This is a genomic window from Ciceribacter thiooxidans, assembly GCF_014126615.1.
Classification (GTDB): Bacteria; Pseudomonadota; Alphaproteobacteria; order Rhizobiales; family Rhizobiaceae; genus Allorhizobium; species Allorhizobium thiooxidans.
This window is the reverse complement of the sequence record NZ_CP059896.1, coordinates 604,376-616,494: the sequence shown is the minus strand read 5'-3', so window position 1 is coordinate 616,494 and position 12,119 is coordinate 604,376. Positions and strand designations below refer to the sequence as shown.

Below are 12,119 nucleotides of genomic sequence, written 5' to 3'. Positions count from 1 at the left end.
TCAGTCCGTTCCCGGCCTCACTCCACCTCCGGAAGCAGCTCCAGAAACGTGTGGGGGGCGCCGCCGCTCGCACCGTCGGAGAACTTCGCCGGCGAGGCGACGACCAGTTCCCAGCAGATTTCCGCATCCGCGATCTCTGCGACATGGATCTCCCCCTGCCACGCAGCGGCGACGGTTTCCGGCACCAGGGCGATGCCGAGCCCGTGGCCGACGAGTTCCATGAGGCTGTCGAGATCGCTGACTTCGAAGGCGGTCCGCCGTTCGAGGCGACGGGCGGAGAAGGCGTCGTCGATCAAGCGTCGTGTGCCGCGGTCGGGTTCGAAGTCGACGAAGGCATGGCCGACGAGGTCGGCAAGGGCGATCGAGTTCAGCCGCGCGAGCGGATGGCCCGGCGCACAGACGACCACAAGGTCCTCGCAGGCGATCATGCGGGTGACGATGTCGGGCGGCGTATCGACGACCGGCAGGAAGGCGAGATCGATGAGGCCGTTCCTCAGCTTGTCGATCAGATGCGCCAGCCCGCCCTGGCAGAGCCTGACCTCGACCTCCGGATGCCGGCGATGAAACTCGGCAAGCAGCGCGGGCAGGTCTACGAAGGGCGAGAGACCCTGGACGGTGCCGATGCCGATCTTGCCGCGGCGGGCGTCCTGCACCGCCTGCACGCTGTCGCGCGCCTCCTGCGCGGCATCGAGGACGATCTGCGCCTTTTCCAGCAATGTGCGTCCCGCCTGCGTCAACCGGACCTGGCGGGTGCTGCGGACGAAGAGCTTGGCGTCGAGCTCCTCTTCGAGCGCCTTGATCGCGCTCGACAGCGCCGACTGCACGATATTGAGCTGGCGGGCAGCCACGGTGAAATGCTCGACCTTTGCCGCCGTGACGAAATAGTGCAGTTGCCGAAGCTCCATGGCGACGCCCTCGATTATGCAATTTCAGAGAATAATCGCATCTATATCTTCTATTGGACGGATCAAACAGGAATCTGCATGGTCGCGCTGAACCGCTCGCCGAGACCCTCGGCGAGCGGTATGGACAATTGCGGGCAGTGCGGAGGCTTCCGTTCCGCTCGGCATGGGAGATAAGCATCATGGCCGCGCCAACCCTCGTCATTCCCGATCTCGCCGGCAAGGCGGTCCTCATCACCGGAGCCTCGACCGGCATCGGCGCGGCGCTCGCCCGGGCCTTTGCGGAACAGGGCGCGATGGTCGGGCTCCACTACCACGCGAGCATCGACGCCGCGGAAAAACTCGGCGGGGAGATCGCCGCTACCGGCGGAAAGGTGAAGCTGCTGCAGGCGGACGCAACGCGTTCCGGCGAGATGGCGCGCATCGTCGATGAGGCCGCCGAAGCCTTCGGGCGACTTGATGGTGTCGTCAACAATGCCGGCGGCATGGTCGCGCGGCTCAGCTACGAAGAGATGACGGACGACCACTACGACGCGGTGATGGATCTCAACGCCCGTTCGGTTCTCGCCGCGTCGAGGGCCGCCATTCCGCACATGAAGAAGCAGGGCGGCGGCTTCATCGTCAACACGACCTCGATTGCCGCCCGCAACGGCGCGAGCGGCGGTGCCGGCATCTACGGCTCGGCCAAGGCCTTCGTCGCCAATGTCACCCGCGGCATGGCGAAGGAACTGATCGCCTACGACATCCGCGTGAATGCCGTGGCGCCGGGCGTCATCCTGACGCCCTTCCACGAGCGTTACTCGACTGCGCAGCAACTGGAAGCCCAGCTCGCAACCGTACCGCAAAAGCGTTTCGGCACGCCCGAAGACTGCGTCGGTGCCTACCTGTTCCTCGCCTCGAAGTCGCTGTCCGGCTACATGATCGGCCAGACGCTGGAGGTGAACGGTGGGCAGTTGATGCCCTGACCGATCCTACTACACACGCAAACACATATCCGGAGGATACCCAATGACGAAACGCATCGTCTTCACCGGCGGCAGCGGCAAGGCCGGTCGCCACGTCGTTCCCTATCTCGTTGACAAGGGCCACGAGGTGCTGAACCTTGATCAGGTGCCGCTCGACCATCCTCGCGTCAATACGCTGTTGACCGACGTCAGCGACGGCAGCCAGGTGTTCAACGCGCTTTCGATGCATTTCGGCTTCGATGGCCTCGAGACCGGCAAGGGACCGGCGCCGGTCGACGCGGTGGTGCACTTCGCAGCAATACCTCGCCTGATGATGCGCCCCGACAACACGACTTTCCTGGTCAATGTCGCCTCCACCTACAACGTCATCGAGGCGGCGGTGAAACTCGGCATCCGCAAGATCATCATCGCCTCGAGCGAGACGACCTACGGCGTCTGCTTCGCCGAGGGCGACAAGGACTTCCACCAGTTCCCGCTCGAAGAAGACTACGACATCGACCCGATGGATAGCTATGGCCTCTCCAAGGTGGTCAACGAGAAGACCGCCCGCGCCTTCGCGATGCGCTCCGGCGCCGACATCTACGCGCTGCGGATCGGCAATGTCATCGAGCCGCATGAATACGACCGCTTCCCGGCCTTCATCGCCGATCCGCCGTCGCGCAAGCGCAATGCCTGGAGCTATATCGACGCGCGTGACCTCGGCCAGATCGTGCATCTGTGCGTGGAAAAGGACGGGCTCGGCTACCAGGTCTTCAACGCCGTCAACGACACGATCACGGCGAATGAGCCGACCGCCGAGTTCCTGAAACGCTGGGCACCCGGCACACCGCACAGCCGCCCGATCGAAGGCTTCGAGGCCCCGATTTCGAATCGCAAGATCCGCGAGGTTCTCGGCTTCAGGGAAGAGCACGATTGGCGGAAATACGTCTCCGCCTGACGAAATCGCCGGCCGGTACCGCCATCATCAGCGGAACCGGCCGTTGCCTCACTCGGCTGGGCCGATCGACAGTTCGATCGGTTCGAGCCCGTCGATGCCGCCGGTGATCCTGTCGCCGGCGACAACCGGACCGACGCCCGCGGGTGTGCCGGTATAGAGAAGGTCGCCCTGTCTCAGGTGGTAGTACCGCGACAGGTGGCTGATCAGCTCCGGAACCGACCAGGCGAGCTCGGAAAGCCGTGCATCCTGACGCATCTCATCGCCGACCTTGAGCCAGATGCGCTGGTCGCCGATGCCGGGGAAGGTCGCGGCTTTGGTGACGCGGCCGATTACCGCCGAATTCTCGAAGGCCTTGCCGAGGTCCCACGGCCGCTGCTTGACGCGGGCCGCCTGCTGAAGGTCCCGCCGCGTCATGTCGAGGCCACAGGCGTAGCCGTAGATCGCCTTCGCCGCCTCTTCGGTGCCCGCCTTGAACAGCGGCGCACCGATCGCAACCACCAGTTCCATTTCATGATGCAGGTTGCTCGTTCCCGGCGGATAGGGAATTTCAGCCCCGGAAAGCACGATCGCGCTCGCCGGCTTGGTGAAGTAGAACGGCTCTTCACGATCGACCTCGGCGCCCATCTCTGCCGCGTGCGCCGCATAATTGCGGCCGACGCAGAAGATCCGATGGACGGGGTAGCCGGCGTCTTCCCCCTCGACCGGCACGACTGGCGATGCCGGAATCTCGAACAATGCCTTCATTTGTCTTCGCTTGCTCCTTGAACATGGATCCGCAAACCGGCGGATGTGCGTTCAGGTATGCACCAGCGGCGTCTTCGGCGCAAAAGCAAACTCGACATCGGTCACGGGACGGAACCACAGACCACTATCCGACAAGAAAAAGCAACCTAAAGGTGAGAAGAACCAACAAAAGTAATCCTCACTTGCTTCAAAGTTGCCAAAGATCAATTCACCGGAAAGGTTGCGCACGACCTAACGTCAACTCTCACGGGTGGGTCTTTTTTGTTCGCACAAATGACGCTAGACGGAAGGAATCGAACTGTGGGGGGCACATTTTCGAGATGCTTGAAATCTATGAAATGCCGGGGCACCTGATTCGCCGTCTGAATCAGGTTACTGTATCGTTGTTTGTCGAAGAAACATCCAAGGAAGGCTTTGATCTGACGCCGGTGCAATATGCCGCGCTGATCGCGATCAATTCCATGCCGGGCCTAGACCAGGCGTCGGTCGCAAGCCACATCGCCTATGATCGCGTGACGATCGGCGGCGTCATCGATCGCCTGGTGCAGAAAGAGCTGGTTCGTCGCGAGACGAATCCGAACGACCGACGCGCGCGCAGGCTCTACCTGACGGAAGGCGGCGCGGAAACGTTGCAGAAGATCCGGCCGATCGTCTGGCGCCTGCAGGAAGAACTGCTGGGGGCTCTCGAACATGCGGAACGCGAGCAGTTCGTGTCACTGTTGCGCAAGGTGGCCGATCATACGAACGAGAAAAGCCGCGCGCCGCTGCGGGTCGACTGGCAGCAATAGGCCCGCTGTCTCGGATCTACGGTACGAGCACGGCCGCGCCCTGGAACCGCCCGGCGCGCAAATCGTCGAGCGCCTCGTTGGCGCGCTCGAGAGGATAGACGGTGGTCGTCGTCCTGACGCCCGTCCGTGGCGCCAGCTCGAGGAACTCGACGGCGTCCCTGCGCGTGAGATTGGCGACCGAGAGTATCTGCCGCTCGCCCCAGAGGATCTCGTAGGGAAATTGCGGAATGTCGCTCATGTGGATACCGCCGCAGACGACCCGGCCGCCCTTTGCCACCACCCGCAGCGCCGCCGGCACCAGATCACCGACAGGGGCGAAGATAATGGCCGCGTCGAGAAGGCACGGCGGCGCTTCCTCGGACCCGCCGGCCCATACCGCACCGAGCGACAGGGCCATGTCCTGGGCTGCCGTGTCGCCGCTACGCGTAAAGGCGTAAACCTCGCGCCCCTGGTGGCGACAGACCTGCGCGATGATGTGTGCGGCAGCGCCGAAGCCGTAGATGCCGATGCGCTTCCCTTCGCCTGCCATCTTCAGTGAACGCCAGCCGATCAGGCCGGCGCACATCAGTGGTGCGACCGCAACCGGATCGTCGAACCCGGCAAGCGGAAAGCAGTAGCCCGCGTCCGCTTTGATCTCGGTGGCGAAGCCGCCGTCGCGCGTATAGCCGGTAAAGCCGGGATCGTCGCAGAGGTTTTCGCGACCGTCCCTGCAATAGGAGCAGCAACCGCAGGTGTGCCCGAGCCAGGGAATGCCGATCCGCATGCCGACCGAGAGGTTTCTGACACCGGGACCGACCTTCGAAACGATGCCGACCACCTCATGGCCCGGAACCAGGGGGAGCTTCGGCCGGGTGAGATCACCGTCGACCACATGCAGGTCGGTCCGGCAGACTGCACAGGCCTCGACGCTTGCGACGATCTCGCCCTCGCCCGGTTCGAGATCCGGCCGCTCTTCGAGCCGCAGGCGCTCGCCCGGCGCATGAAGAACCATCGCTCTCATCCTCAGCTCCTTCCTTTGCCCCGAGCGCCGCCACGCCCGCCACGGGAGGTGGAACAAACCCGGTCGCCAAGACCTTTCCCCAGCCGTCGCCAAGGATCAAGTCGGCTTCGAAGGAAAGTAAAAAAGAACCGTTCACCTTTTGGAGGTATAGCTCTCCCGCCTCCCCCGGACTTGGACAGGCCGGGAAAAAAATGCAACAAACCGGAGGTCGCCGGATTGGCACGCATGATCCCGCTCGGCGGCGAGATCGTGCCGGCGCCCCGCTGATGACGAGCCTGTCCGGCAGAATCGTTCGACGTCCGCCCAACCGAAAGGCAGTGCAGCAATGACCCACAAGATCGTTCCCGTCGTGATGGCCGGTGGCAAGGGAACCCGCCTCTGGCCGTTGTCCCGGGCGACCGCCGCAAAGCAGTTCATACGGCTGATCGGCGACAAGACCTTGTTCCAGGGAACTCTGGACCGTGTCGCCGACACAGAGGCCTATGAGCCGCCCTTGGTCATCACCAACGACGAATTCCGTTTCCTCGTCGCCGAGCAGGCCCGCGAGATCGGCGTGCAACTCTCCGGCATCGTCCTCGAGCCGGAGGCACGCAACACGGCGGCAGCTATCGCGGTTGCGGCCTTCATCATCGGTCGTGATTTCGGCGATCACGCCGTGATGCAGATTCTGCCGTCCGACCACGAGATCATCGCCGACGATACTTATGCGCGCTGCGTCGATACCGCCGCGGAGGCGGCACGCCAGGGCAAGATCGTCACCTTCGGCATCGCGCCCACGGAACCCGCGACCGGTTACGGCTATATCGAGATGGGCAAGGCTTTGGCTGGAGGCGCACATGCGGTGAAGCGCTTCGTCGAAAAGCCACAAGCCGAAAACGCGCAGAAGATGTTGGAGGCCGGCAACCATTTCTGGAACTCCGGCATGTTCATGTGCACGGCGGGTCAGATGCTGGCCGAACTGCGCGAGCACGCACCCGAAGTCCTCGCGGCAGTCGAGGAAGCAGTCGCAGAGGCGGCCACCGACCTCGATTTCATGCGTCTCGGCGCAGCAGGCTTCGCCAAGAGCCCGAGCATATCGATCGACTATGCGGTTATGGAGAAGACGCCGAACGTCGCGGTCGTGCCGGCGCCGATCACCTGGTCCGACCTCGGCAGCTGGGACGCGATCTGGAAGCTCGGCAATCCGGATGCCGACGGCAATGTCGTCGCCGGCAACGCCACCCTGGTCAACACCCGCAATTCACTGGTGATGTCTCGCAATGCGCATCTGGCGGTGCAGGGCATGGACGGCGTCGCCGTGATCGCCAGCGAGGATGCCGTCTATGTCGGGCGCCTCGACGAAAGCCAGGAGGTCGGCAATCTCGTCAAGACGCTCGCGGCGAAGAAGCAGACCGCGCACCTGACGGAGAACCATCCGACCTCGCTGCGGCCGTGGGGCGGTTACACCTCGGTGCTCAACGGCGAGCGTTTCCAGGTCAAGCGGCTCTTCGTCCATCCCGACAAGAAGCTTTCGCTGCAGAAGCACTATCACCGCTCCGAGCACTGGATCTGCGTCAAGGGCACCGCCGAGGTGACGATCGACGACAAGGTGACAATCCTGCACGAAAACGAGTCGATCTACATCCCGCAGGGCGCCGTGCACCGGCTCGGCAATCCGGGCAAGATCCTGCTCGAAATGATCGAGATCCAGACCGGCTCCTATCTCGGCGAAGACGACATCATCCGCATCGTCGACGAATTCGGCCGCAGCTGAGGTCCAGGTCTTCCCGGTCGTCGCCGTGTACCCTGCGGCGACGATCCCCGAGGTCATTTCCCGGCCACCGAGGCTTGCTTCGGGCTCTTCCGGTAGGCACTGTCTGCCGGATTGTCGGTGACGGCCATCTCGGCTATAGCCGGGCCGCGGCCGGACAACGCGTGTGACGCCTGGGGACCTTGAAAGAACGATGACGAGCCTTCCGGCCGCGGGCGACAGCACCGCAGACGAGAGCGGAGCAGGACGGACGGCAGGCTACCGTCCGCTGCCCGGCGTCGCCGACGAAATGGTCGATCCCTCGGGGAAGGTCCGTCCGGTCTGGCGTTCCTTCGTTTCGGCGATCGAAGCGATGCCGGATCACGAACTTCACGAACGCTTCGCCCGCGCCGATCGCTATCTGCGGGATGCCGGCGTCTTCTACCGCGCCTACGGGGCGACCGGCATGAGCGACCGTGCCTGGCCGTTCTCGCACATCCCCGTACTCATCGACGAAAAGGAATGGCAGGGCATCGCCGCGGGGCTCGTCCAGCGTGCCGACCTGCTCGAGGCGATCACCGCCGACATCTACGGCGAGAACAGGCTGGTGCAGGAGGGCTTCCTGCCGCCGGCCCTGGTTGCCGGCAATGCGGAATTCCTGCGCCCGCTCGTCGGCGTGCCGCCGGCCAGCGGCCATTTCCTGCACTTTTGTTCCTTCGAGATCGGCCGAGGTCCGGACGGCAACTGGTGGGTGCTCGCCGACCGCACACAGGCACCCTCCGGGGCGGGCTTTGCTCTGGAAAACCGCGTCGCGGCGAGCCGCGCCTTCGCGGAACTCTACGGCGAGACGCGCGTGCATCGCCTGGCCTCCTTTTTCGGCGCCTTCCGCGAGGCCCTGATGGAGCAACGACGGAGTTCCGAGGATCGCGTCGCGGTGCTCACCCCCGGACCGGCGACCGAGACCTATTTTGAGCACGCCTTCATCGCCCGTTATCTCGGCATCATGCTCCTCGAAGGCGAAGACCTCGCCATCGTCGACGGACGGGTGATGGTGCGGACTGTTGCAGGACTGAAGCCGGTCAGCGTGCTCTGGCGCCGGCTTGACGCAGCCTATGCCGATCCGTTGGAGCTCGACCAGGATTCCCGCATCGGCACGCCCGGCATGGTGCAGGCGGTGCGCAACGGCTCGGTCTCCTTCGTCAACGCGCTCGGCTCCGGCATCCTCGAAACGCGCGCCCTGCTCGCCTTCGTTCCCGGCATCTGCCGTCGGCTTCTCGGCGAGGACCTTGCCCTCCCGACGATCGCAACGTGGTGGTGCGGCCAGGCCGCGGAGCGTACCCACGTCGCCGCCAATATCGACCGCATGGTGATCGGCCCGGCCTTTTCGCGGCTTCCGTTCTTCGACGACAACGGCCAGTCGGTGCGCGGCTCGACACTGCTCGACGGCGCACACCACTCGATGACCGAATGGCTCGCTTCCGACGGCGCGCGCCTGGTGGGCCAGGAAGCCGTAACACTCTCGACCACGCCGGCGATGGTGGAGGGCAGGCTCACGCCGCGGCCAATGAGTCTGCGGGTCTATGCCGCCCGGACACGCGACGGCTGGCAGATCATGCCGGGCGGCTTCGCCCGCATCGGCAATGGCAGCGATGCGGCGGCGATCGCCATGCAGTCAGGAGGCGGTGCCGCCGATGTCTGGATCGTCAGCGCCAATCCGGTCGCACCCGCGACGCTGCTCCCGACCGATACGGACGTGCCCCGCAACGTGCCGGGCAGCCTGCCGAGCCGTGCGGCCGACAATCTCTACTGGCTCGGCCGCTACATCGAACGGTCCGAAGGCGCTCTACGCATTCTCCGCGCCTGGCATGCGCGCTTTGCCGAGTCCGCAGATCCCGACCAGCCGTTGCTCGCCTATGTCACGCGCTATCTCTCGACACTCGACATCGCCATGGACCGTGGCGTCCCGGAAAGCCTCGTCGGCAACGTAGACAGCGCCGTCTATTCCGCAAGCAATATCCGCGACCGCTTTTCTCCGGACGGCTGGCTCGCGCTCAACGATCTCGCCAAGACCACCCGGCGCTTCCGCGAGACGGTAAGGCCGGGCGACGACGCCACGCACGCGATGACCATCCTCCTGCGCAAGCTCGCTGGTTTCGCCGGCCTGGTGCACGAGAACATGTACCGTTTCACCGGCTGGCGCTTTCTCGCGACGGGGCGCTATCTGGAGCGTGGCCTGCACATGACACGCCTGCTCGGGCACATGACCGGCGACGACGCTCCGGACGGCGCCTTCGACATGGCGCTCGAAATCGGCGACAATGTCATGACCCACCGCCGCCGCTACAATGTCAGCACCACGCGCCTGACCGTCACCGATCTCCTGGCGCTCGACCCCTTGAACCCGCGCTCGATCCTCTTCCAGCTGAACGAGATCCGCGCGGAGGTGGAGCAGCTCCCCGGCGCCCGGGTGAACGGCCAGATGTCACCCCTGCTTCGCGAGGCGACACGGCTGCAGTCGAGCCTCTCCGTCATGACCGCGGACATGATGGACAGCAACGTCTATCGCGACCTCGAGCGCGATCTGGAACGACTGTCGGACATGCTCGCCCGAACGTATCTCGGTTAGCCCATGCAGTACGATCTCTCGCTTCATATGGGCTATCGCTACGACGTTCCCGCCTCCGGATCGCACCACATCCTGCGGGTGCTTCCACTCTCGCTGCCCGGCAGACAGCGGTTGGTCGCCGGTGCAGTGACGATCGAGCCGAAGCCGGACGAGACGACGCGCTTCACCGATTTCTTCGGCCACCCGGCCACGACGATCGCGCTGCGCTCCCCCCACCAATCTCTCGACATCCGCATGCAGGCACGGGTGATCGTCGATGCCCGGCCGGTCCACGCGGACGTTTCCCCGACGCTCGCAGGCCTCGCGGAAGAGCTCGCCGATCTGTGGTCACTCGATCTCGATTCTCCGCATCACTTCCTGGGACCGAGCCCTCGCCTCGGCGATGTGGCGACGATCGCGGGCTATGCCCGCGCGGGCTTCTATGCGGACCGGACCGTCCGGCAGGTTGCAGAGGAACTCTGCGCACGAATTCATACCGACTTCCACTACGACCCGGACGCCACCACCGTCGATACATCGCCGGAGGATGCCTTTGCGCTGAGGAGAGGCGTCTGCCAGGACTTCGCCCATGTGATGATCGTTGCGCTCAGGAGCCTCGGTATCCCCGCCGGCTATGTCAGCGGCTTCCTGCGGACGATCCCGCCCCCGGGCCAGCCACGGCTCGAGGGCGCCGATGCCATGCATGCCTGGGTCCGCGTATGGTGCGGCAAGGAGACCGGATGGCTCGAACTCGATCCGACCAACGACATCGCCGCCGGCACCGATCACATCGTGGTCGCCTACGGCCGCGACTATAGCGACGTTGCCCCCGTGATCGGTGTGCTCAAGAGCTACGGCGGACAGCAGACGATCCAGGCCGTCGACGTCGTTCCGACGAGCTAGTCCAACATTTTTTCGCGGAGGCGCGAACGGCGCTCCCGCCTCACATCGTCTGAGAAAAACTCGTTCCGGATCATCGGCTTGGCCTCGACCGTTCGCGAGGTGTGTGCGCCTGAGCCTTCGCTCGGCGGGCAAAAGCCCCGGAATCCGGCGGATCGAACAATCGGCTAAAGGAGCTTTCGCTAAAATTTTACCGTTTCGTTTAATTCGAAAGGAAGGTCTGCCGTCTATTAGCTTTTCGTCACCCTTCTATGACGGAAGAACATGATGATCGGCCTCGAAGAGAATAAGCGTACTCTCCTGCGTTTCCTCAGGAACCGCAGTGGCAATTTCGGCGTGATGACCGCGCTGCTTCTGCCGGTTTCCCTTGCCGCGGCAGGCGTGGCGATGGACCTGACCAAGATCGTCCAGGTCAAGGGCGCCCTGCAGGATGCGGCAGATTCCGCAGCCCTCGCCGCGGCGACCGGAATGTCGGGCAAGGGCCTCACGAACGACGAGGCGATTGCGCTCGCCAAGAAATTCATGGCCGCTCAGACGGCCAACAGCGTCGCACCGAGTGCGGCCGAACTCGGCCTGACGGAAGAAGAGATGCAGGCCAAGCTCGAGGAAGCCGCCGTCGGAACGGTCGAGCGCACACCGAACGGCTCCGGCGAAATCTACGACGTGACTGTGAACAGTTACTACGACGTGCCGATGACCCCGTTCACCGGTCTTCTCGGCTACGAGACGGTTCGCGTGAGTGTCACGAGTTCTGCCCAGAGCGCCACGGCCGAGACGAAGAACCCACTGTCGATGTACATGGTCCTCGACCGTTCGGGCTCGATGGGCGAGGACACGAACGAGACCTATACGGGCACGTGCTACACGCGCTACGGCTGGGCCTATTCGTGCACGAAATACTACACCAAGATCGAGGCCTTGAAATTCGCGGTCAGGGACCTGGCGACCCAGCTCGACACGGCCGATCCAGACGCCAAGTATGTCCGCACGGCCGCCGTATCCTACAACAGTTCGATGCAGACGCCGACCTCATTCGCCTGGGGCACAACCAACGTGGTCAAATACGTCAACGCGCTGACGGCCACCGGCGGCACCGACTCATCCGCCGCCATGGCGACGGCCTACAAGGCGCTCTCCGGCAGCACCGAGAATGCTGCGCATGAGAAGATGAACGGCGAGACCAGCCCGAGCAAGTTCATCGTCTTCATGACCGACGGCGACAACAACTACTCGAGCGCAGACACCGCGACGAAGAAGACTTGCGACTCGGCGAAAACCGCGGGCATCGAAATCTACACCATCGCCTTCATGGCGCCGGATCGAGGACGGGCTCTCCTGCAGTATTGCGCCACCGACACCTCGCACTATTTCGACGCCCAGAATGCATCGGACCTCGTCGCCGCCTTCAAGGAGATCGGCGAGAAGGCAACCGAGACAATGACCCGGCTCACCAACTAGGCCGGAGAGTGATGGAAATCTCGGAAAACCGCGTCGGAAACGGCGCGGTTTTTCTTCTTTTCAGGCATCGCGAAAATGCTCCGTCGACGTC

At 64.0% G+C, this 12,119-nt stretch carries 11 protein-coding genes; 7 read left to right on the top strand and 4 right to left on the bottom strand.

The window, feature by feature from the left end:
* Positions 1 to 17 precede the first annotated feature (17 nt).
* Positions 18 to 905, bottom strand: a complete 888-nt coding sequence (locus H4I97_RS02800) for a LysR family transcriptional regulator (RefSeq protein WP_182306436.1) — start codon at positions 903 to 905, stop codon at positions 18 to 20.
* Positions 906 to 1,084: 179 nt separating this feature from the next.
* Here H4I97_RS02800 and H4I97_RS02795 point away from each other — a divergent pair, with 179 nt between their 5' ends.
* Positions 1,085 to 1,867, top strand: a complete 783-nt coding sequence (locus H4I97_RS02795) for an SDR family NAD(P)-dependent oxidoreductase (protein WP_182306435.1) — start codon at positions 1,085 to 1,087, stop codon at positions 1,865 to 1,867.
* Positions 1,868 to 1,910: 43 nt separating this feature from the next.
* Complete coding sequence (locus H4I97_RS02790; protein WP_182306434.1) at positions 1,911 to 2,804, top strand: NAD-dependent epimerase/dehydratase family protein; 894 nt, start codon at positions 1,911 to 1,913, stop codon at positions 2,802 to 2,804.
* Positions 2,805 to 2,852: 48 nt separating this feature from the next.
* Here H4I97_RS02790 and H4I97_RS02785 read toward each other — a convergent pair whose 3' ends face one another.
* Both H4I97_RS02785 and H4I97_RS02780 read right to left on the bottom strand, forming a co-directional pair.
* Positions 2,853 to 3,548, bottom strand: a complete 696-nt coding sequence (locus H4I97_RS02785; protein WP_182306433.1) for a fumarylacetoacetate hydrolase family protein — start codon at positions 3,546 to 3,548, stop codon at positions 2,853 to 2,855.
* 51 nt (positions 3,549 to 3,599) lie between these two features.
* Positions 3,600 to 3,776, bottom strand: coding sequence for a hypothetical protein (locus tag H4I97_RS02780; protein ID WP_182306432.1), 177 nt, complete (start codon positions 3,774 to 3,776; stop codon positions 3,600 to 3,602).
* A 92-nt stretch (positions 3,777 to 3,868) separates the two neighbouring features.
* On the opposite strand from H4I97_RS02780, the gene H4I97_RS02775 reads away from it, so the two are divergent.
* Positions 3,869 to 4,336: a MarR family winged helix-turn-helix transcriptional regulator gene (locus H4I97_RS02775; protein WP_182306431.1), complete on the top strand. Its 468-nt coding sequence runs from the start codon at positions 3,869 to 3,871 to the stop codon at positions 4,334 to 4,336.
* Positions 4,337 to 4,352: 16 nt separating this feature from the next.
* Here H4I97_RS02775 and H4I97_RS02770 read toward each other — a convergent pair whose 3' ends face one another.
* The gene (locus tag H4I97_RS02770; protein WP_182306430.1) at positions 4,353 to 5,336 is read right to left on the bottom strand and encodes a zinc-dependent alcohol dehydrogenase family protein; all 984 of its coding nucleotides are present in this window, start codon (positions 5,334 to 5,336) and stop codon (positions 4,353 to 4,355) included.
* Positions 5,337 to 5,661: 325 nt separating this feature from the next.
* Between H4I97_RS02770 and H4I97_RS02765 the strand changes: the two genes are divergently transcribed.
* The 4 genes from H4I97_RS02765 (at position 5,662) to H4I97_RS02750 (ending at position 12,028) form a co-directional block, all read left to right on the top strand.
* Positions 5,662 to 7,089 (top strand): mannose-1-phosphate guanylyltransferase/mannose-6-phosphate isomerase, encoded by a 1,428-nt coding sequence (locus tag H4I97_RS02765; protein ID WP_182306429.1) that lies wholly within the window; start codon positions 5,662 to 5,664, stop codon positions 7,087 to 7,089.
* A 190-nt stretch (positions 7,090 to 7,279) separates the two neighbouring features.
* Positions 7,280 to 9,691 (top strand): circularly permuted type 2 ATP-grasp protein, encoded by a 2,412-nt coding sequence (locus tag H4I97_RS02760; RefSeq protein ID WP_182306428.1) that lies wholly within the window; start codon positions 7,280 to 7,282, stop codon positions 9,689 to 9,691.
* A gap of 3 nt (positions 9,692 to 9,694) precedes the next feature.
* Positions 9,695 to 10,573: a transglutaminase family protein gene (locus H4I97_RS02755; RefSeq protein ID WP_182306427.1), complete on the top strand. Its 879-nt coding sequence runs from the start codon at positions 9,695 to 9,697 to the stop codon at positions 10,571 to 10,573.
* A gap of 264 nt (positions 10,574 to 10,837) precedes the next feature.
* Positions 10,838 to 12,028: a vWA domain-containing protein gene (locus tag H4I97_RS02750; RefSeq protein ID WP_182306426.1), complete on the top strand. Its 1,191-nt coding sequence runs from the start codon at positions 10,838 to 10,840 to the stop codon at positions 12,026 to 12,028.
* Positions 12,029 to 12,119 lie beyond the last annotated feature (91 nt).